At 34.1% G+C, this 22,145-nt stretch carries 21 protein-coding genes; 13 read left to right on the forward strand and 8 right to left on the reverse strand.

Annotated elements, in window-relative coordinates; translation table 11 throughout:
• The first annotated feature begins 28 nt into the window (after window positions 1-28).
• The 4 genes from QGM60_RS12745 to QGM60_RS12760 are packed head-to-tail and all read left to right on the forward strand — an operon-like array spanning window position 29 to window position 3,182.
• A complete protein-coding gene (locus QGM60_RS12745) occupies window positions 29-796 on the forward strand; it encodes an EI24 domain-containing protein (protein ID WP_281140639.1) in 768 nt (255 codons plus the stop codon).
• On the forward strand, window positions 796-1,332 hold the full coding sequence (locus QGM60_RS12750; protein WP_281140640.1) for a GNAT family protein: 537 nt from the start codon (window positions 796-798) through the stop codon (window positions 1,330-1,332). Before QGM60_RS12745 ends, QGM60_RS12750 begins: the two co-directional genes overlap by 1 nt.
• 3 nt (window positions 1,333-1,335) lie before the next feature.
• Window positions 1,336-2,238, forward strand: a complete 903-nt coding sequence (gene hemF, locus QGM60_RS12755) for an oxygen-dependent coproporphyrinogen oxidase (protein WP_281140641.1) — start codon at window positions 1,336-1,338, stop codon at window positions 2,236-2,238.
• Window positions 2,229-3,182, forward strand: a complete 954-nt coding sequence (locus tag QGM60_RS12760) for a DUF4421 family protein (RefSeq protein WP_281140642.1) — start codon at window positions 2,229-2,231, stop codon at window positions 3,180-3,182. Before hemF ends, QGM60_RS12760 begins: the two co-directional genes overlap by 10 nt.
• Window positions 3,183-3,214: 32 nt before the next feature.
• Here the strand turns inward: QGM60_RS12760 and QGM60_RS12765 are convergent, their stop codons facing one another.
• Window positions 3,215-5,851: a DEAD/DEAH box helicase family protein gene (locus QGM60_RS12765; protein WP_281140643.1), complete on the reverse strand. Its 2,637-nt coding sequence runs from the start codon at window positions 5,849-5,851 to the stop codon at window positions 3,215-3,217.
• Between the two features lie 78 nt (window positions 5,852-5,929).
• On the opposite strand from QGM60_RS12765, the gene hemB reads away from it, so the two are divergent.
• Genes hemB through QGM60_RS12805 form a run of 8 tightly spaced genes read left to right on the forward strand, consistent with a single transcriptional unit; the run spans window position 5,930 to window position 11,989 of the window.
• Entirely contained in the window at window positions 5,930-6,919 is a 990-nt protein-coding gene (gene hemB, locus QGM60_RS12770; protein ID WP_281140644.1) for a porphobilinogen synthase, read from the forward strand.
• A gap of 3 nt (window positions 6,920-6,922) precedes the next feature.
• Window positions 6,923-7,312 (forward strand): c-type cytochrome, encoded by a 390-nt coding sequence (locus QGM60_RS12775; RefSeq protein WP_281140645.1) that lies wholly within the window; start codon window positions 6,923-6,925, stop codon window positions 7,310-7,312.
• A 50-nt stretch (window positions 7,313-7,362) separates the two neighbouring features.
• Entirely contained in the window at window positions 7,363-8,481 is a 1,119-nt protein-coding gene (locus QGM60_RS12780; RefSeq protein WP_281140646.1) for a hemolysin family protein, read from the forward strand.
• Window positions 8,481-8,954, forward strand: coding sequence for a methylated-DNA--[protein]-cysteine S-methyltransferase (locus QGM60_RS12785; RefSeq protein ID WP_281140647.1), 474 nt, complete (start codon window positions 8,481-8,483; stop codon window positions 8,952-8,954). Before QGM60_RS12780 ends, QGM60_RS12785 begins: the two co-directional genes overlap by 1 nt.
• Before the next feature lie 12 nt (window positions 8,955-8,966).
• Window positions 8,967-9,608 carry a hypothetical protein gene (locus QGM60_RS12790; RefSeq protein WP_281140648.1) on the forward strand — a complete coding sequence of 214 codons (642 nt, stop codon included), beginning with the start codon at window positions 8,967-8,969 and terminating at the stop codon, window positions 9,606-9,608.
• A gap of 30 nt (window positions 9,609-9,638) precedes the next feature.
• Entirely contained in the window at window positions 9,639-10,793 is a 1,155-nt protein-coding gene (locus QGM60_RS12795; protein WP_281140649.1) for a serine hydrolase, read from the forward strand.
• A 13-nt stretch (window positions 10,794-10,806) separates the two neighbouring features.
• Window positions 10,807-11,283 (forward strand): hypothetical protein, encoded by a 477-nt coding sequence (locus tag QGM60_RS12800; RefSeq protein WP_281140650.1) that lies wholly within the window; start codon window positions 10,807-10,809, stop codon window positions 11,281-11,283.
• Entirely contained in the window at window positions 11,276-11,989 is a 714-nt protein-coding gene (locus QGM60_RS12805) for a 3'-5' exonuclease (protein ID WP_281140651.1), read from the forward strand. The genes QGM60_RS12800 and QGM60_RS12805 overlap by 8 nt, the downstream gene beginning before the upstream one ends.
• Window positions 11,990-12,040: 51 nt before the next feature.
• Here QGM60_RS12805 and QGM60_RS12810 read toward each other — a convergent pair whose 3' ends face one another.
• The gene (locus QGM60_RS12810) at window positions 12,041-14,254 is read right to left on the reverse strand and encodes a M43 family zinc metalloprotease (RefSeq protein WP_281140652.1); all 2,214 of its coding nucleotides are present in this window, start codon (window positions 14,252-14,254) and stop codon (window positions 12,041-12,043) included.
• A gap of 168 nt (window positions 14,255-14,422) precedes the next feature.
• Between QGM60_RS12810 and QGM60_RS12815 the strand changes: the two genes are divergently transcribed.
• On the forward strand, window positions 14,423-16,114 hold the full coding sequence (locus QGM60_RS12815) for an ABC transporter ATP-binding protein (RefSeq protein WP_281140653.1): 1,692 nt from the start codon (window positions 14,423-14,425) through the stop codon (window positions 16,112-16,114).
• On the opposite strand, the gene QGM60_RS12820 is transcribed toward QGM60_RS12815, so the two are convergent.
• The 6 genes from QGM60_RS12820 to ricT all read right to left on the reverse strand — a co-directional run bounded on the left by QGM60_RS12820 (window position 16,109) and on the right by ricT (window position 21,977).
• Window positions 16,109-16,234: a hypothetical protein gene (locus QGM60_RS12820; protein WP_281140654.1), complete on the reverse strand. Its 126-nt coding sequence runs from the start codon at window positions 16,232-16,234 to the stop codon at window positions 16,109-16,111. The two genes, QGM60_RS12815 and QGM60_RS12820, sit on opposite strands and share 6 nt — an antisense overlap.
• Before the next feature lie 241 nt (window positions 16,235-16,475).
• Window positions 16,476-17,129: a CoA transferase subunit B gene (locus tag QGM60_RS12825; protein ID WP_281140655.1), complete on the reverse strand. Its 654-nt coding sequence runs from the start codon at window positions 17,127-17,129 to the stop codon at window positions 16,476-16,478.
• An 18-nt stretch (window positions 17,130-17,147) separates the two neighbouring features.
• On the reverse strand, window positions 17,148-17,852 hold the full coding sequence (locus QGM60_RS12830) for a CoA transferase subunit A (protein ID WP_281140656.1): 705 nt from the start codon (window positions 17,850-17,852) through the stop codon (window positions 17,148-17,150).
• 92 nt (window positions 17,853-17,944) lie between these two features.
• Window positions 17,945-20,296 carry a transglycosylase domain-containing protein gene (locus QGM60_RS12835; RefSeq protein ID WP_281140657.1) on the reverse strand — a complete coding sequence of 784 codons (2,352 nt, stop codon included), beginning with the start codon at window positions 20,294-20,296 and terminating at the stop codon, window positions 17,945-17,947.
• Between the two features lie 9 nt (window positions 20,297-20,305).
• Window positions 20,306-20,806, reverse strand: a complete 501-nt coding sequence (locus QGM60_RS12840; RefSeq protein WP_281140658.1) for a gliding motility lipoprotein GldH — start codon at window positions 20,804-20,806, stop codon at window positions 20,306-20,308.
• Window positions 20,787-21,977, reverse strand: a complete 1,191-nt coding sequence (gene ricT / locus QGM60_RS12845) for a regulatory iron-sulfur-containing complex subunit RicT (protein WP_281140659.1) — start codon at window positions 21,975-21,977, stop codon at window positions 20,787-20,789. The genes QGM60_RS12840 and ricT overlap by 20 nt, the downstream gene beginning before the upstream one ends.
• Between the last annotated feature and the right edge of the window lie 168 nt (window positions 21,978-22,145).

Here is a 22,145-nt window from a genome sequence, read left to right on the forward strand (position 1 = left end):
TTTAAGATGTTCAACCAAAACAACTTGTATGATCAATAACATATTAAAAGGGCTTCAAGCTTATTCTGGTGCATTAAGTTTAATCTCTAAACTTAAGCTTTGGAAGTATTTTGCTATTCCGATTGTCATTAGTGTATTAACCGCATTTTCAATTCTGTTGTCTTCCTATGGATTGTCAGATAATATTGGTCGATTTATAGCAAAAATCTGGTTTTGGGAATGGGGAAAAGAAACCTTTACATCAATTTCAACATTTATTGGAGCGATTATCATTATTGCCATTGGACTTATCCTTTATAAGCACATTATAATGGCATTATCTGCTCCGTTTATGAGTCCTGTTTCAGAAAAAATTGAAGCACATCTTACGGGAGTGCAAAAGCATCAGCATCGTAAAACCTCTTTTCAAGAACAGTTATGGAGAGGTATTAGAATCAATGCTAGAAACCTTATCAGAGAACTTCTAATTACACTTCCTATTTTATTGTTGAAATTTATTCCAGTCGTAAATATTTTCTCTACCATTCTACTCTTTCTAGTTCAGGCTTACTATGCTGGTTTTGGTAATATGGATTATACTTTAGAACGTCATTTTAAATACAGAGAGAGTATTCAGTTTGTTAGAAAATACAGAGGTATTGCTATAGGAAATGGTATTGTTTTTATACTGTTTTTATTAGTTCCTGTTATAGGAGTTATTCTGGTTTTGCCAATGAGTGTAACAGCATCTTCTTTAAATACGGTTAAACTTTTAAAGGATGAAAAGCTAATATCTAACAGTAATTTACCTGTGTAATGATTGCTCAGTTCGATGGTTTTGAAATTAATTCTATTCACAATGGTGACGCTTGGAAAATCTGTGATTTTACCATTACTAATAATGATAGATTAAAACGCTATTTCCCAAAAACGCTTGAGCAAAATCAAAACCCAACCTTATCCCAATTATTTGTTGAAAATAAGGTTAGACAATTTGAAAGAAAAGAGGAGTTTCTATTCACTGTAAAACAAAGTGAAACCAGAAATCTAGTAGGACTGATTTACATTAAAGAAATTGACTGGGATAAAAAACAAGGTGAATTTGCTTATTGTATAGATTATAATTTTAAGGGAAAAGAAATTATAAGCAAAGCTGTTGAATTGTTATTAGACTATGCGAGTAAAGAGCTAGGCTTGAAAGCTTTTCAAATTATTGCTCATAAAGACAACTTATCAAGCATTAAAGTCGCTTTGAATAATAGTTTTGAATGGCAAAAAACTCTTAAGAATGAATTTACTCCTATCGGTGAAAAACCTTTGGATATGGAGTTATATGAATTATATAAAAGTTAGATTTTGAAAGACAAATTTTACAACTACATACAACAATTACAAGACACCATCACTTCTAAACTTGAAGCTATTGATGGCAAAGCAAAATTTCAAGAAGATCTTTGGAAGCGTCCAGAAGGTGGCGGAGGAAGAACTCGTGTTATAGAAAACGGCAATGTGTTTGAAAAAGGTGGTGTTAATATTTCTGGTGTACATGGCAAATTACCAGATAGCATGCAGAAGTATTTTGGTGTAGAAGATGCTGATTTTTTTGCCTGTGGATTAAGCCTTGTTATCCATCCTAAAAGTCCAATGGTACCAACAGTACACGCCAATTGGCGCTATTTTGAAATGTATGACCAAGATGGTAATATTGTAGATCAATGGTTTGGTGGTGGACAAGATTTAACGCCTTACTATTTGTTTGAAGAAGATGCTAAACACTTTCATCAAACCTGTAAAACGGCTTGCGATAAGCACAACACCAACTTCTACCCAAAATATAAAGCGCGTTGCGATGAGTACTTCCATAATACGCACCGTAATGAAGCTCGAGGCATAGGTGGCTTGTTTTTCGATTATTGTAAAGCAAGTGATGTTATGACCATGGAAAACTGGTACTATTTCGTTACCGAAGTTGGTGATAGTTTCTTAGAAGCATACGTACCTATTGTTGAAAAACGCAAAGATTTAGACTATACTCAGGAACAACGCGATTGGCAAGAAATAAGACGTGGCCGTTATGTAGAATTCAATTTAGTACACGATAAAGGCACGCTATTCGGACTTAAAACCAACGGGCGAATAGAGAGTATTTTAATGAGTTTGCCACCACACGTGCAATGGGTTTACGACCATCATCCTGAAAAAGGAAGCGACGAAGAAAAATTGATTGATGTTTTACAAAATCCTAGAGAGTGGGTTTAATATTCAAAATAGTGATGCTGTTTCTCTTTTGTGGATTCTTACACTCACAACAAGACAGTCTAACTACGAATGAATATATAACAACTTTCCCTAACAAAATATCAACACGAATTTCATTAGTAAACACTTCCAATAGTTTTATTATAAATGATGTTGCAAATAATGCCAAATACGAACTAAAACCAAATGTAAGGGAGTATTTGGGGTTTTCTGTTCTCTTTAGAAGTATTGAAATAGATTATGGTTTTTCTCCTAAATTTTTCAATGCTAATAAAGACAATGATAACTCCAGACTTTTCAACCTAAATATTAGGACATTTTTAGGTCAGTGGATGCAAACTATTGACCTGTATAACCAAAAAGGCTTTTACTTTTCATCAAACAATCAAAGAGTCAATCTCAGCGGTGTAAAAACTTTCAAAATAGGAGGATCGACTTCATATATTTTTAATAAGAATTTTTCGTTTAGAGCTATAGGTTTTCAGAATGAATGGCAAACCAAAAGTGCTGGTAGTTTTGTCCCATCTATATATTACTATTATACAAAATACCATTTAACCTTAGAAGATATTGATGAAAAAGCATCTTCATTTGACATTGCTGTCGGACCTTCTTACTATTATAACTTTTGTTTGACTAAAAATTTTCTTTTCTCCCTTGGTGCTCATGCTGGTGTGGGTTTAAATCATAGTTCAAATCTGGGAGAAGGAGATTTCACTTCTATTTTATATGATTTTTCTGGGAGAGCAGTAGTCGGTTATAACTCTGATACTTTTTTTGCAGGAATAAACTCAAATATCATCTTACTTGAACATAAGATTGATGCCTCAACAGTACAAGATGATACGATTCCTTTTTTGGAATTCTACATAGGTTACCGTTTTAATGCTCCTAAAAAATGGATTAAACTTGCTGATGATTTCAATAAAAAATATGGATTATAAAACATCCAAAAGACGCCGTAAACAGAAAATGTTTACTTCCAAACTGTTGAAGCTTCTATGTTATCTTTAAGCTCATTTTTATAGTGAAACATCCGAGCTTTTAACAACAACCTTCTGCCCTCTGGTTGCCTTGTATAAATTAATTTATTTTTACCCATGTAATGCGTCCAGTGCTTTTGAAAGCAAAGCGCATCTTCTTTATTCTTGCCAAAAACATCAGGAACAGGATAGAAATTTTCAATATTAAAACCTTTCTTAAAAAAATTTGTATTTATAATAATATATCTAGGAGATTTAACCGGTTCTAAAAGCTCAGTAAGTGTTTTAAGAAAAAAAGCCTCTTCATAATTACTCGCTCCTTTTAGACTACATACCACCGCATTATTATATCGCTCTTCAGATTGAACAGAAACCAACTTTTTATCAGTAGTGAGTAGGTTCATGTCGTTCATAGTTTCTAAAATGACACGTCCCATTCTTTTGAGCTTTTTATGAAGAAATCCATGTCTCAAATAATAAACTGTCATTCTGTATAACTTGTAGCCAAAAAATGCCATAGTTATTAAGCCTATAAGCTGTATTGTGTTTAAAAACTTTTCATTTAAAGAAAAGCTAAAAACTAGTGTAATGGTACCGAAAAAAAATACTATAAGAAATAAGATAATCTCAGCAATAATTAATGGTGCCAATTTAGACAAGTACAATTCTCGTGCTGCCTTAAATTCTGATGTTTTAAAATTTTGAAATTGTAGTTGCCTTGTTAATTTACTGCCTTCGCCTATAGATTGTTTCCATTGAACAAAAGTGTGATCTCTGTTTTCTGAGCGTTCTATTGTTTCAGAATTTAAACGATCTAGGTTATCCGTTAAAATATCTTTAGGAATTGACAGTCGTTCATATCCATTAGTTATAAAAGGAATTTTTGTGTTCGTAATACCCACAAAAGCTTCAAAGCGTCGTTTAAGAAGTTCTATTTCACTTCCTCCGCTAGCATCTGTAGGATCAACACACGCTAAATGCCATATATTACTTGTTTTGTTTGGTCTCTCAGCATCTATTCTTATCGCTCTACCACGCATTTGATTTGAAGACACAAAAGATCCCACAAAAGATGCGAGTATTAAACTATTTATCGACGGAGCATCCCATCCTTCTCCCAATAAGGCTTTAGTACCAACGAGAACTTTTATTATACCATCTTCAAAAAGTTTCGTGATGATAACAACCAATGCTTTTTTAGCCGTATTAGAACCCGATATCATTACAAAATTATCATCTGCTTTTAATGTTGAAAATGTATAATTTTCATCTCCACTATAGGCTTCAACAGCATGCATTATAGAATAATGAACAATAACAATTGTGCCAGTCAACACTGCTAAATCTTTATTATCAACTGTACTCGTTCTTATGTATTGAAATATAGGTAAAACACCTATTTTATTAATCTTATTAACCTCTTCATCTAAGGTGTTTAAAAACTCTTTTCTAACATAATCAGTTAGAATAACACAGCTTAATTCTGTACCAAGAGATAATCGCTCAGAGTTTACAATTTCAACAATACTTTCTAGTTTACTTGGACTAAAAGCTAAAGATTTATAAAGTGTATCATTTCCTGAAAAATTCACTTTATTCTTTTCAAGAATATTGAGTTTACGCAATTCTTTTTCTAAAACAGAAAGATAGTCTTCATAATCTTCTAAATTTTCTCTGTCATCAACAAGTAGGTTTTGTAGAAGAATTTCTAACCAATGTATATCTAACTTAGGAAAGCGAATATTATCTGACTTATAAACACCTAAAACTTCTAATTTAGAACGGTCTATAGAAACACTTAAAGTATTAAGAGCGATTAAAATTGAAGAAAAGAAGCTGGTATTAGAATAAATCTCATCTTCATATCCTAAAGGGTCTTGGTAAAATCTGTGATATTCTAATAATGCGATAAAATTATGGTCACTAAACAGATTGCTTTTAAACGCCTCTATGCCATCTCTATAGGCTTTAATATGATGAATTTCCGAATCATAAGGCTTTGAGAAATACACAAAATCTTGATGTGGACTAAGGTCTTTTTCTCTAATGAGGCTAGGTACAGAAATTTCATCATCAACCTCACCACATAGCGTAAAGTATTTACCAACCTCTATGCTAGAGCTATCGTAAGGAGGTGTTGCCGTTAGTGCCACGATAAAATAAGGTTTGCTTTTTTTTAAGGCGATTAAACAGTTCCACCAGACATTTTTTAAATGATGTGCCTCATCTAAAACAAGCGTTTCAATATGATGTGATTTGAAAAATTCAAGAAAATCGGCTTTATTCTCAAATGACTTGTAAAATGAATGCAAAGACTGATAGGTAGAAAAAGTAATATCGCTTGGATTTTTTACATCAAACGAAAAGGCTTCAAAAGGCTTATCATCTGTAAAAAACGACTGGAGTCTATCTTGCCATTGATCTCTAATCGTTAATGTAGGTGCAAGCACAAGTGTCTTCTTTCCTATTCGTCGAAGAATTTCAATACCTAAAATTGTTTTACCTGATCCTGGTGGAGCAATAACATGAAAATGCTGATCTAAAATATGTGTCTCAAAATTATCTAATAGTTGCTTTTGATAGCTTCTCCATGGAAATTTAAATTCTAAAAGACTAAGACTTTCTAACACTCTAAAATGGGTTATATTGATTAACTTTGTATTCGCTAAAAATAAGCATATTCACTTTCATATTCAGATTTACAAATTATGTTCCCAATACGAAGAAATAGAAGATTAAGAACTAACGAGGCTATTAGAAGTTTAGTTAGAGAAACTTATATAACACCAAACGATTTTTTAGTGCCGCTTTTTGTGGTTGAAGGAAAAGGCGTTAAAGAAGAAATTGCTTCTATGCCTAATTACTATCGTTTTAGCCTAGACTTACTTAAAGACGAAGTAAAAACACTTTGGAGTTTGGGGTTAAAATCGGTTTTGCTATTCGTTAAAGTTGACGATAAATTAAAAGACAACAAAGGTACAGAAGCATTAAATCCAAATGGACTAATGCAACGTGCTATACAAACTGTAAAAGCCGTTTGCCCAGATATGTTGGTAATGACAGATGTGGCTTTAGATCCGTTTTCATCTTATGGACATGATGGTATTGTTGAAAATGGTAAGATCATTAACGATGCTACCGTTGAAGTTTTAGCCGAAATGAGTATTTCTCATGCCGAAGCTGGAGCCAATTTTGTAGCACCTAGCGATATGATGGATGGTCGTATTCTTGGTATTCGAGAGGCGTTAGATCAATCTAATCTTATCGATGTTGGCATTATGAGCTATTCAGCTAAATATGCCTCTGCTTTTTATGGTCCTTTTAGAGATGCCTTAGATTCTGCACCTGTAGATATGGTAGATGTACCAAAGGATAAAAAAACTTATCAAATGGATTTTTCCAACAGAGAAGAAGCGCTTAAAGAAACCGAAATGGATATTAACGAAGGTGCTGATATCGTCATGGTAAAACCAGGACTCTGCTATTTAGATATCGTTAGGGATATTAAAAATACTTTTGACATTCCTGTGGCTGTATATCAGGTATCTGGAGAGTATGCTATGCTTAAAGCGGCTGCCGAAAAAGGTTGGTTAGACCATGATGCTGTAATGCTAGAGCAAGTCACTGCTATTAAACGTGCTGGTGCAGATATCATAGCAAGTTATTTTGCTAAGGATGTTATGAAATTGATGCAATAAATTTTGAAACAATTTGCCTTCATATCAGTTTTTATAATCGTTGGAGGTTTATTTATTTTATTTTTTTCTTTAACCACTTCTTACCAACAACCTGGTTGTGGTGTGAGAGATTTTGAACCTTTTTGTGGAAATCCAATATCATCTAACGAAATCTTAGAAGGAAAAACAATTTACAATACTAATTGTGCAGCTTGTCACAAACTGGATAAGAATATGACTGGACCAGCCTTATCCAAAAAAGCTACGTTTTATGACTCTATAAGTTTTAGTTTATTTATAAAACAAAATAGGCGTGTTCATCCTCTTGATAGTTTATATAATTCAAATTGTGTGAAGTTCCCTAATTTATCAATAGAAGATAGCTATAAGCTATTCGAATATATTTCTAAGTAAATTTCTTATTTCATTTCGTAACTTAGCATTAACTTAAACCAAAAAAATTAATGGGCTTACTCGTTTTTTACGCCATCATTTCCATTTTCTTTTCCTTTTTATGTTCAATTCTCGAGGCTGTTTTACTAAGTATTACACCAACATTTCTTAATGTTAAGAAGAAAGAAGGTAAAGCTTATGCTGCAGAGTTAGAAGAACTCAAAAAGGATGTTGATCGTCCGCTTATAGCCATTTTAACCTTAAACACCATTGCGCACACCGTTGGTGCCATCTTGGTTGGTGTACAAGCAAAAGTGGCTTATGCAGAACTTTATGGAGATACAAAACATAGTGTTCTTGGTATAGAATTTACGGAAGATGTTATGGTCGGCTTAGTTTCTACCATAATGACTATCTTAATTTTGGTAGCTTCAGAAATTATCCCAAAAACTATTGGAGCAACGTTTTGGAAACAACTCGCTAATTTTACAGCAAAGGCTTTAAACATTTTAATATTCCCACTAAAATGGACTGGTATTTTGTGGCTGCTTCAACTCACTACAAAACTTATTGGAGGCAAAGGTCATGGTAGTGTTTTAAATCGTGAAAGCTTTGCTGCAATGGCAGAAATCGCTCACGAAGAAGGTGTTTTTGAAGAAAGTGAAAGTACCATGATTAAAAACCTCATCAACTTTAAAGAGGTGCAAGCCAAAGATATCATGACGCCTAGAACGGTTTTAAAAACTTCAAACGAAAAAACAAGTGTCAGAGATTTTTTTGAAGCTAATTCTAACATTAGATTTTCAAGAATTCCTGTGTACACAGAAAATGAAGATAACATTACTGGTTTGGTTCTAAAGGATGAAGTTTTTAAAGAAATGGGGCTTGGTAATGGAGCTAAGTTATTATCCGATATCAAAAGAAGTATCATTATTGTTAATCGTACAATTCCAATTCCAAAACTTTTTGAACAACTTGTAGAAAGCAGAAACCATATGGCTTTAGTGGTAGATGAATATGGTTCAGTAAGCGGCATCGTAACTATGGAAGACGTTATTGAAACACTACTCGGTCTCGAAATTATGGATGAAAGTGATAACGTTTCTGATTTACAACTTTTAGCTAGAAAAAGCTGGGAAACTAGAGCAAGACGCCTCGGAATTATTGAAAGTGATAATCCTGAAAACTAATGGAAAGCTGCTATATTGAAACTCCGCTTGGATATGCCAAAATAGTTGGCAACCAAGATGGCATTACTTCCGTTTCAATAGTAGATACAACTGAAAATATTTCTGAAAGTATTCCTGAATCGCTTTTAGATTGTGTCACTCAGCTTAAAGCTTATTTTAATAACGAGCTTAAAACTTTTGAATTAAAATTAAATCCTGAAGGCACAGATTTTCAGAAAAAAGTCTGGAAACAACTTGAAAAAATCCCTTTCGGAAAAACGATTTCTTACCTCGATCTTGCCAAGCAACTTGGTGATGCCAAAACCATACGTGCTGCAGCAAGCGCCAATGGTAAAAACCCACTTTGGATTATTGTGCCTTGTCATCGCGTTATTGGTACAGACGGAAGTCTCACGGGTTATGCAGGTGGTTTGCATAGAAAACAGTGGCTACTTAACCACGAAAGCAAATACAAACAGCAACGTTTATTTTAATTCGGTTTTACTATGAAGTTGAATAAATACCTCATCGGCGAAATACTATCATTACTAGCCTTTAGTGTCTTTACTATCATCGCCATAAAAAACGAACAGATAAGTATGTTTTACCTTGTTTATTTGTTTTGGATGGATGAGTTTCTGAAAACCATTTTCAATTTTTTAAACTATTTTTTTAACCGTTCAAACATCCCAAACCCTCTTGTTTACAAGAAAATGGCAAAAAGCAGACTATTTATGCTGTCCATATATTTTGTGTTTATTATAGTGTTTTTTGGTTTTATTATAGATTGGAAATCTAGCGATACAGTACTTGGAAATTTTGGAGTTTTCTTTTTTAAAAATGCTTTCTTCAACCTAAGTGTTACAGTTTTTTTATTGAGGGAAATTTACGAGTTCTATTATGGCTTAAAGAACATTCAAAATAGTCCTTATACTATTTTTTCCAAAGGTTTAATCACCTTACATCTTTCGCTATTATTAGGCATTTTTACTTGGGCTTTCTTTAATGGAAAGTTTGGCGATTTTAATTTAGATATTGGGTCTTACAAAACCATTGTGGCTATAATTCCTTTTATAATCATAAAACTTATATTCGAAATTATGGAGATAAAACAGAGAACTCCAAAATCTTTAGATAACATCCATTAATTTGTATATTTAGTACATAAAAACTAACATATGAAATTCTTGAAGAAACTCTTAAAATTTCTAGTCATCTTCTTTGCGCTAGTCATTGCTACACTCTACATTACTGATACCGATTATCTAATAAAAGCTGTAAGAACCATCTATCTAAAAGGTCACTCCACAGCCTATTTAGAAGATTATAAAGAATTTGACAACCAACTTATAGAAGCCAGTAATAATCCTGAACCTTGGCCAAAGCACGAGGCTTATAATTCTGTTGAGCCAACAGATCGTTTAGCAAAAGCAAATGAAGATTGGAAAACCATAGCTTATGTCATTATTAAAAATGATAGTGTTTGGTTTGAAGAATACTTTGATGGCTTTGGTGAAGACTCTAAGTCCAACAGTTTTTCTATGGCAAAGAGTTACGTGTCTGGTTTAATGTTTAAGGCTATCCAAGATGGTTATATTAAAAGTTTAGATCAGCCTGTTTGCGATTTTCTTCCCGCTTTTTGTGACGCTAAAGCCAAAAAAATGACAGTAGGTGATTTATCTAGTATGGCATCTGGTACCAATTGGGACGAAGCATATTATTCACCATTATCCATTACAACACGTGCCTATTTTGATGATGATTTAGCCAAAGTAATGAACGGTTTAAAAATGGAAAAAGAACCAGGACAAGCTTTTAAATATGCTAGTGGCGATACACAAATGTTAGCTATGGTAATTGAAAAAGCTACAGGTAAAAAAATGTACGATTATTTAGAAGAAAGCTTCTGGAAACCTCTAGGTTCTGAAAACGATATTTTATGGCAAGTAGATAGTGAAGATCACGACTTGGTAAAAGCTTACTGCTGTATGGCAGGTAATGCTAAGGACTTTGCTCGTTTTGGAAAACTATTTAAAGATCATGGCAAATGGGATGGCAAACAAATTTTAGATTCTGCTTATGTAGCCAAATCCGTTACACCTCGTTTTTCTGAAAGTCCAGAATACGGTTACGGTTGGTGGATGAAAGATGTGGACGGCAAACACTTTTTTATGATGCGTGGTCACTTAGGACAGTATGTTATTGTGCAACCTGAAGACAATGTTATTATTGTTAGGCTTGGACATCAGAAATCTCCAGATTCTGGTATCGGAAAGTTTACAAACGACATTACGTTGTATATTCAAGAGGCTTATGAGATGATGAATAAATAATATAATCTTTGACTTGATTAAGACATTAACAAAAGAACATTTTTTACTCATAGCTATTGGAGGATTTTTATTACTCATTTGTTATGATTTAGCCTTTTTTATCGGAACAGCAATTAGCGAAGTACTCATTTTTAATAATATCTCACCTTTATTAAATATAATATTCAAAGGTCTAACTCAAATATTAGTATTCATAATTCTCGTACAGATTTTTCTTAAATTCTTAGACAAAGAAGAAGAGCTAAGTATCGAAAAACTAAAGGATTACACAATAAGGTTAATTATTTTTTATATATTAATTCAAGTTTTACACTTTGTCAATGACGAGTACGGAATATCATCTTTTGAAAATTACTTTAAAGGTTTGGAAACCTATAAACAATACCTGATACAAAACCCAATGATATTAACAATTTCCTCTTTGACATACTACATACAATTAATAGCTTTTGGTTTTCTATTAATAAACAAAACGTCTAAAAATGATTAGCAAACTCAATCTTGAAAACATATTATTCTTAGATATTGAAACCGTTCCGGAAACGGAAAAGTTTTCAGAGCTAGATACCACCAAGCAATATCTTTGGGAGGCTAAATCTAGATATCAACGTAAAGAAGAGTTTTCACCTGAGGAGTTCTACGACAGAGCTGGCATTTGGGCAGAGTTTGGAAAGATTATCTGTATTTCGGTAGGTTATTTTAAAATGGAAGGTGAAATGCGAAGTTTTAGAGTGACTTCTTTCTACGGTGAAGAAGATAAAATCCTAAAAGACTTTAAAAACCTCATCATTTCTCATTTTAGTCAAAACAAGCATTTGCTTTGTGCACATAATGGTAAGGAATTCGACTTCCCATATATTGCCAGACGTATGATTATTCATAATATAGAATTGCCATACAAACTCAATCTATTTGGTAAAAAACCTTGGGAAGTACCACATTTAGATACTTTAGAGCTGTGGAAGTTTGGTGATTATAAAACCTACACTTCTCTAAAACTACTAACCAATGTATTGGGTATTCCTTCTCCAAAAGACGACATTGATGGCAGCGAAGTCTATCGTGTGTATTACGAGGAAAATGATATCGATAGAATCATTACCTATTGCGAAAAAGACACCGTTGCTGTAGCCCAAGTTTTCTTGCGTTTACGAGGAGATGAACTCCTTCATGAAAATGAAATAAAACACATATAAAAAAGTCCTGATTTTCATCAGGACTTTTCTTTTACACTGGTTTATCTGTTGTTATTCTTTAATAAACTTTCTTGTCATTATATCTTCACCATCATTCACTTCTAAGAAATACATCCCTGCTTTTAAAGTAGCAACATCGATTTCAGTAGATGCTTTTCCTGATGATACAGTCTGTCCTAGCATATTTATCACTTTATAAGAAACAGTATTATCACTAAACGTTTTAATATAAAGCGTACCGCCTTTTACAGGATTAGGATACATTAAGAAATCATATTCTGAATCCATTGGTTCCTCATTTAGAGTTCTCAGAGGTTTTATACTATCCTCAGTAGCTCGTGTTCCACCACCGATTCCTGTAATTGTAACTTGGTCTATATAAATATGATCTGCATTAGCACTAGCATCACATTGGAATCTAAATTGAGAATTACTAGCAAAATTGTACTGACTTGCGTCTAAAGTCACTGTTGCTGTATAGAATGTGTTATTATTAAAGTTTGTTCCACTAGCATATGAAGCTACGGTTGTCCAAGAAGAACCATTGTAGAAACGTAGCCAGAAGTCTTCACCACTTTCCATACTGTATGAATAGAAGTAAAATTCAACTTCAACTTGATTATAACTCGTTAAGTTAAATGAAGGTGAAGTCATGGCTGAAGCTGTACCAGAATTATCTCTAATTCTTATAGAATAGCTACCTTCGTAAGAACGTGATCCTGAATAACGATCGCAATCACTTCCACCATCAGACCAGCCATCCCAGCCAGTTTCAAAATAACCTTGGTGTAATACATCTGTTCCGCCTGTAGAACAAGGTGTACAAGAACCTCCACAATCTACACCTGTTTCATCACCATTTTGTATACCATCACTACACGTTGGTTCTGGTGTGCTTCCTAAACAGAACTCTGTAGACTCAGAACTACCAAATGATCCACCTGACGCTACAACTCCTGAAGCATCTGTTACAGAATATGAGCCATTTCCATAAGAACAGCAAATTCCATCTCCGTAGGCATCTGTTATTGTAAATGTATAACAACCGTCTGGTAAACATAAATCTTCTGTTATTGTAGAGCCATCTGGTTGAGAACCATAAGTACCACCAGAAGCTACAGTTTGTCCACCACTATTAGTAACAGTCCAAGCCGTTTCTTCAGGATAGTTATCTAAAGTAATTGAGATATTTACTGGATTTTCTGTACAAGCCACTTGGCAAGGTGCACATGAACCACCACAGTCTACACCAGTTTCGTCACCGTTCTGAATACCATCTGAACAGCTAGGTGTTGTACCTCCACCATTACATTTATCAGATAAAGCCAAACTTCTTCTAACGCCTCCTGGTGCTAAAATAGCGCGCATTCTATCTTTTTGTCCTTGGGTGAATAAATTCATACAAGAATCATCACTATAGTCCATATAGTTTTGTACCATGTCTGTTGTTCCACATGATACATGACCTATTGAGCAACCATAATTTGCTCCATCAGATGTTGGTGTGTCACTTACAAAATCATCTACAGAACAGCCACCATCACCCCAAATGTGACGAAGGTTTAAATAGTGTCCAACTTCATGAGTTGTCGTTCTTCCCAAATCAAAAGGTGCTGATAAATAAAAACCTGAACCTCCTGCACTACTTCCAAAATATTGTGGACTCATAACAACTCCATCTGTGGCTGCACTTCCGCCTGGAAATTGTGCATAACCAAGGATTCCTCCTCCAATATTACATACCCACATGTTTAAGTACTGAGAAGTATCCCAAGGACTTACTCCGCCTTGCGATGAACTTTTCATAGCATCGTTTGTTCCCCAAGACGTTCTACTCGATGATTTTCTAGTAATACCGTTTGTAGAATTACCATTTGGATCCACTGAAGCCATGCAAAACTCTATTTGAGTATCTGTAGCTTGCGACCAAGTATTGTCAGCGTCAGAATTCAATCGTCTAAAATCATCGTTCAATACTTGAATTTGAGATAAAATTTGAGCATCACTAATATTCTCATTAGAATTGCTATAAATAACGTGTACCACAACAGGTATAGTTATAACATCTCCACTGATACTCTTGGCTGACATCTCATTAATTTTCTTTTGCGTAAATTTCTCAATGTCATTCATACGCTTTTGTAAGCCTGGATCTAATTGTTTTCTGTATTCAAGATTTTCCATCGTTGAACACTCACGTTGCTGTGCAAATGAGATTCCCATGAATAAGAAACTCATCAGCAATAATCTAAATGTAGTTTTCATGTAAAAATTTTAAATAATTAATGGTTTTTGTGTTAAATTTCAATTCAAACTACTAATGTTTTGTTAAAATAAAAATTGTTACGAAAACGTTTTCGATGAACTACATAGCTAACCTAAAGATTTGCGGTTTTCCCGTAATAGTATTGAAGAAAATAACTACATTTACTCATGCAGAATGAAAAATTACTTCAAGTTAAAGACCTAAATGTTTCATTTTTCAAAGACGATTTAGAGAAGCAGATTACAAAAAATATCTCTTATGATATTCTTCCTAATGAAATTGTTGCTGTAGTTGGTGAATCTGGTTCTGGTAAATCAATTTCTTCTTTAGCCCTTATGGGCTTACTTCCTAAAGGGATTTCCAAAATCACATCTGGCTCTATAATATTTAATGAAAAAGACATAACTAATAGTTCTGAAAAGGAATTTCAAGCTATAAGAGGAAAGGAAATCGCTATGATTTTTCAGGAGCCTATGAGTTCTTTAAACCCATCTATGCGATGTGGTGTGCAGGTTGAAGAAATTTTGAAGCAACATTTAGATTTATCATCAAAAGAAATAAAGAGTGAAGTCATAAATCTATTTGAAAAAGTAAAGCTTCCCAACCCTAAGCGTATCTACAAAGCCTACCCTCATGAAATTTCAGGTGGTCAAAAGCAACGTGTAATGATTGCTATGGCCATAGCTTGTAAACCAAAACTATTAATTGCGGATGAGCCTACAACAGCTTTGGACGTTACGGTTCAGAAAGAAATTTTAGAATTACTTAAAGACCTTCAAAAGGAAACTAAAATGAGTATATTATTTATATCTCATGATTTATCATTGGTTTCGGAATTGGCCGATGGTGTTTTAGTAATGTATAAAGGAGAAATTGTTGAGCAAGGAGATGTAAAAACTATATTTAACTCACCAAAAGAGAATTATACTAAAGCTTTAATTGGAGCACGTCCATCAACAGAAGTAAGGTTGAAAAAGTTACCTACAATTTCAGATTTTATGTCTGGTGATATTGAAAAAACAATTATTACAGAAAGCGACCGAAAATCTCATCATAAAAAACTTTATAGTCAATCTCCTTTATTGGAAGTGATTAATGTAGAAAAGACGTATTTCAATAAAACGGGATGGCTCTCAAAAGATGAGGGTTTTAACGCTGTAGATGGAGTTAGTTTTAAAGTATATCCTGGTGAAACCATTGGCTTAGTTGGGGAATCTGGTTGTGGAAAATCTACGCTTGGCAATACAATTTTGCAATTAGACAAGGCCACTTCAGGACAGATCTTTTACAAAGGTGAAGATATAACAAACCTTAAAGCTTCTGAAATGCGGCAGCTTAGAAAAGACATTCAAATTATATTTCAAGATCCTTTTGCCTCGTTGAACCCTAGACTAACTGTAGGCAATGCCATATTAGAGCCTATGAAAGTTCATAATATTGGAACATCAAACACTGATCGTAAAGCAAAGGTTGTTGAGATTTTGGAAAATGTAGGTTTAGATGCAGAAGCTTATAATAGATATCCTCATGAATTTTCTGGAGGTCAACGACAGCGTGTTGGTATTGCAAGAACTATTGCGCTAGAACCAAAATTAATAGTGTGTGACGAGTCTGTCTCTGCATTGGATATTTCTGTCCAAGCACAAGTTTTGAACTTATTAAACACTCTAAAAGAAAAATTTGGATTTACTTATATATTTATTTCTCACGATTTAGCCGTGGTAAAATATATGGCTGATCAATTGATCGTAATGAATAAAGGTAAAATAGAGGAAATAGGTGATGCTGATAAAATATACGAATCACCTGAAAAGGCGTATACTAAAAAGTTAATTCATGCTATACCGAAAGGGTTATAGCATGAATACTTTTTTTGCTAATTTTAAAACATCTGAGACTAACTCCAGCGTGTTCTCTAAATAAGAAAACTCATGGTTTTCTTGTAGTGTAGGTTCTGGTAGATTTGTTTGTGTTTTCATAAGTAGCGGTTCATGGTAGATTTGGGGCAAAAAGTAAATTAAGCTTATGGTAAATTTGGTTAATTTAATTCGTTTGATTTGGGATTGCTAATATGAAACTTATTTTGAAATAATCAGTTTAAATACACTAAAAATCGATGAAACACATTTTTATTTAACATTTAACATCTTTTTCGAGGATTTATCTTACAAAAAAAACCACTAATAAAAGTGGCTTTATATTTTTTAAAAGGTATAAGGACTACAATTTCATTTCAGGTATCTCTCCTTCAACAATTAGATGACCTTCTGTGGCAGCTTTTATATCCTCAACAGAAACACCTGGTGCTCTTTCAATAAGTTTAAAGCCATTCTCTGTTACCTCTATAACCGCCATGTTTGTTACTATTTTCTTTACACAACCTACTCCTGTTAAAGGTAATGAGCAAGATTTCAACAACTTAGATTTACCTGCGCGATTGGTATGCATCATGGCTACAATAATATTTTCTGCACTTGCCACTAAGTCCATAGCTCCACCCATTCCTTTCACCATTTTTCCAGGAATTTTCCAATTTGCTATATCGCCATTTTCCGACACTTCCATGGCTCCAAGTATCGTTAAATCAACATGTTGACCTCTAATCATTGAAAAGCTCATGGCTGAATCAAAAAAACTTGCTCCTAGAAGTGTTGTAATAGTTTGCTTACCAGCATTTATTATGTCTGCATCTTCTTCTCCTTCAAAAGGAAAAGGTCCCATACCTAATACACCATTTTCACTCTGAAATTCTACTTCTATATCGTCTCTCACAAAATTTGCAACCAATGTAGGAATACCTATTCCGAGATTGACATAGTATCCATCTTTAACTTCTTTAGCTATACGCTGTGCTATTCCGTTTTTATCTAACATCTCTTGAATTTTTATTCCTTAATTACTTCTTTGTCTAACTGTTCGCTGTTCAATACGTTTTTCAAAACGTTCGCCTTTAAAAATTCGCTGTACAAAAATGCCAGGAATATGAATTTGATTAGGATCTAATGAACCCACTGGTAGCAGTTCTTCTACCTCAACAACGGTTACTTTAGCGGCACCACACATATTCGGATTGAAATTACGCGCAGTTCCTTTAAATATTAGGTTTCCTGCTTCATCACCTTTCCATGCCTTTATAAAAGCAAAATCAGCCTTAAACGCATGTTCTAACACATACATTTTACCATCAAATTCTCGTGTTTCTTTTCCTTCTGCGACTTCAGTGCCAAAACCAGCAGGAGTATAAATTGCTGGGAAGCCTGCTTGTGCTGCTCTACAGCGCTCAGCAAGTGTACCTTGTGGAATAAGTTCTACTTCTAACTCACCAGAAAGCATTTGGCGTTCAAACTCATCATTTTCGCCAACGTAGGACGATACCATCTTTTTGATTTGTTTTTGTTGTAACAACAGTCCCAAACCAAAATCGTCAACACCTGCATTATTAGAGATACAGGTTAAGTTTTTTACATTAAGGTCTACAAGTTTTGCTATAGCATTTTCGGGTATTCCAGATAGTCCAAAACCACCGAGCATAAACGTCATGTCATCTGAAACACCTTGAAGTGCTTCATCAACATTAGCTACTTTTTTGTTAATCATATATTAGAATATTTATCTTCTGAAAAATACAAAAACTATAGCCTAAACAAATAAATTCAGCTCAGAAATTAAGGGTGTGACTTTGGGCTTTTTTAGAAATCTACTTCTATTTGCTCCTCAGTTTCTTGAACTCCACCAAGGTCACCTTCATCTACAGCAGTACAATCAACATTGATTGATAAGTCTGCAGGTTTTTCAAAATCTTCTTTAGAAACGTCCAAGGTTTCATCTTCATAACAAGCTTTCATATACAGGCCCCAAATTGGTAATGCCATCGTTGCACCTTGCCCATAAGTTATACTTCTAAAATGGGCTGCTCTGTCTTCTGCGCCGACCCAAACACCAGTTACCAAGTTTGGCACCATACCCATAAACCAACCGTCGGATTGATTTTGTGTTGTTCCTGTTTTACCCGCAATTGGATTATTAAATTCGTATGGATAACCAGTCATGACTTCTTTATATACTGCAGATTTTTTAAGCCATGGAGAATTATGTCTCAGTCTTTTACCTGAGCCTGCATTTGTTACACCTTCCATTAAGTTGACTGTGACATAAGCCACTTCTTCACTTAAGACATCTTTACTTTCTGGCGCTACTTGATATAAAACGGTTCCGTTTTTATCCTCAATACGTGTTACCATTACAGGTGTATTATAAACCCCTTTATTAGCAAAAGTAGAATAGGCTGCGACCATTTCATAAACGCTAATATCTGGTGTTCCTAAAGCAATAGCAGGAACTGGCAAAATATCTTCTTCAACACCGAGCTTTTTAGCCATTTCAACAACAGGTTGAGGACCTACCTCATTCATAAGACGAGCCGTAATAGTGTTTGTAGAACTTGCTAAAGCATCTTTTAAGGTTTGTACACCCGAGTAATTACCATCAGAATTTTTTGTGGTCCATGGTTCAGGATTTCCAAATTTGTTAGCTTCAATTGTTATAGGTGTTCTTGGGAATGAATCGCAAGGTGACAATTGCAGTTGATCGATAGCTGTAGCATACACAAAAGGCTTAAATGTTGATCCTACTTGACGCTTTCCTTGCTTTACCATATCGTATTGAAAATGCTTGTAGTCCATTCCACCAACCCAAGCTTTTACATGACCAGTAGCAGGATCCATAGACATCATACCTGTACGTAAAAACGACTTATAGTAACGCATAGAATCGATTGGCTTCATAACGGTATCTACCTCACTTGCCTTACCATCTACCCATTTAAAAACCGTCATTTCTTGAGGTTCGTGGAAAGACGCTTCTATTTCCTTATCAGATTTGCCTTGATTTTTTAATATTCTCCAACGTTCACCACGTCTCATTCCGTCTTTCAATAGCTTATTGACTTCCGATTGCGTTAACTCTAAAAATGGAGCTGTTTTATTACGATCTGGTGTATTCTGATTATCAAACTCAGCTTGTAATCTTGGCATATGTTGTGCAACAGCATCTTCTGCATATTGCTGCATACGAGAATCGATAGTTACATAAACTTTTAGTCCGTCACTATATAAATCGTATTTACTCCCATCTGGTTTTCTGTTTTCTTCTTCATTTGCCCACTCTTTCATAAAGCTTCTAAGATATTCTCTAAAATAGGTAGCAATACCTTCTCTATGTGATTCTGGTGTGTATTTTAAATCTAATTCTGTTGCTTGAAGGGAATCTTTAAGTTCTTCAGAAATAAATTCATATTTATACATTTGAGCCAAAACCACATTTCTTCTATTGTGTACTCCAACAGGATTTCTTCTTGGATTATAAAGTGAAGAGTTCTTAAACATACCAACCAACATAGCCGATTCTTTCATATCCAAATCCTTTGGTTCTTTACCAAAATAAATTCTAGAAGCTGAACGAATACCATCACCATTATTACCAAAATCATAGATATTAAAGTACTGAGCCATGATTTCTTCTTTAGTGTACTGACGCTCTAATCGGATAGCAATAACCCATTCTCTAACTTTTTGAAAAAGTCGTTCAATTTTATTATCAGATACTTGATCTGTAAAAAGCTGTTTTGCTAATTGTTGAGAAATTGTACTCGCTCCACCACCACTTCCTAGCTTAAAAATAGCTCTTAATGTACCTCTTCCATCAATACCTGAATGGTCATAAAAACGAATATCTTCTGTTGCAATTAGTGCATCAACTAAATTTTTTGGTAAATCATTGTATCCAACAGGTGTTCTGTTGTCATTAAAATAGAATTTCCCCAATGTCTTATTATCGGATGAAATAATTTCTGTAGCTAAATTAGTTTCAGGATTTTCTAAACGTGTATGGTCTGGCATTTCACCTAAAAAACCCCAAGCAGCAAATAGAAATAACAATACAAATGCCACAATTCCACTTGCGAATAAAATCCAAAACCAACGAATATATTTAGAAAAATCTGCCGTATCAGATTTAGACTGTGTTGTTTTTTTCTTAGCCATACTAAACTGTTATTGTGCGTGTTCTACTCTAAAACCAATATCTGTAACTCCTTCTAAATTTTCAACACCATTAACGTCTCCATTTTCTCTCATAGCATGCTGAACATTTACGGAATAGTTACCCTCTTCTGTAAATTTAAATGGTGCATCATAGCCTCTGTACCATAATTTACTTTCCTTAACATCAGAAAATCCTGCTCCTAAAAGCTCTCCGTTTGGAGCAGCCATTTTATACTCTAGAGTATCTTTAACAGCCTTACCGTTTGGATAGTTAAGCTCTACAATTAGATATAAGTTATTAAACTTATACTCATTGTTATTCCTAATATTTACATAAAGATTGTAATTGCTTGTGGTGTCAGGTGCCTCAAACTTAAAAGTCGCCAAAGAGTCTTTGTGCCATTGATTTGGCACGGATTCATAAACATCAAAAACTGCTTTAGAATCGCAACCTAACATTAGAAAACATAAAGCGGTAATTAGGAATAACTTATTGTTTCTTTTTTGCATTTGGTTGTTGGTTACGTTTTCTATTTCGGTTTTTGTTTCTACTCTTTCTTTTATTGTTACGTTTCTTATTCGATTTTGGATTATCGAAACGCGTTAAACTATCTTGACCTACAACGTTCTCAAATTCGTTTTTAGTATCCTGAATATGCTCTGCAGCATATTCTTCAAGACTAGCTACTTTTTCCTTCTTTTTATTTTTTTCGACTATTTCATTGGCTTGTTCTGCAGTAATAACATGCCAATTCATCCATTCTCCTTCGTAAGCATACCACATTAAACCTTTGAAAATATCTGTCTTTTGGCATACTGCAACACCTTTTTCTGTGTAGAGTTTAGCGTCTGTCTTAGGAAATGATTTTAATGCGTCTAAATAGGCGTCTAACTCATAGTTTAAACAACACTTCAATTTACCACACTGACCTGCTAGTTTTAAGGGATTTAAAGATAATTGTTGGTAACGCGCAGCTGAGGTACTTACAGATCTAAAATCCGTTAACCAGGTAGAGCAACACAACTCTCTACCACAAGAACCAATTCCGCCAAGTCGTGCGGCTTCTTGCCTAAAGCCAACTTGTTTCATTTCTATGCGCGTTCTAAATTCACGTGCAAAAACTTTTATCAGTTCTCTAAAATCTACACGCTCTTCCGCAGTATAATAAAATGTTGCTTTGCTTCCATCTCCCTGATATTCAATATCTGAAATTTTCATTTTGAGATTAAGGTCAATCGCAAACTGACGTGCTTTAACCTTCATCGGCTCTTCCTTATCTCTAGAATCCGACCAAATATCTATATCTTTCTGAGAAGCTTTTCTATAGATTTTAAGTACATTTTCTGCATCGTCTATATCTATTTTTTTGCGCTTCATTTGTACTCTTACAAGTTCACCTGTAAGCGTAACCATACCTATATCGTGGCCAGATTTTGCCTGAGTAGCCACAATATCTCCAATACTTAACGTAAGATTTTCTGTATTTTTATAATAATGCTTTCTTCCGTTTTTAAAACGCACCTCAACTCCAATAAAGGGTTCTTGTCCGTTTGGAAGCGACATATTAGCTAACCAATCAAAAACAGTGAGTTTATTACAGCTATCTGTACCGCAAGTTCCATTGTTTTTGCATCCTTTTGGTTGGCCGTTTTTATCAGTTGTACAACTGTTACAAGCCATAAAAAAGTTATATATTAAGTCTGATTTTCTTGAAAATCAGATAAAGGATTCATAAATATTTAAAAAGTAAAGATACTATTATTTATTCAGAAAATTAATTCATTGTTTAACAGGTTAATAACCTAAATAAATAATTTTATTTTTATTTCGTAATGCTCACAATTTTAA

This window comes from Winogradskyella sp. SYSU M77433 (genome assembly GCF_029911945.1).
Taxonomy (GTDB): Bacteria; Bacteroidota; Bacteroidia; order Flavobacteriales; family Flavobacteriaceae; genus Winogradskyella.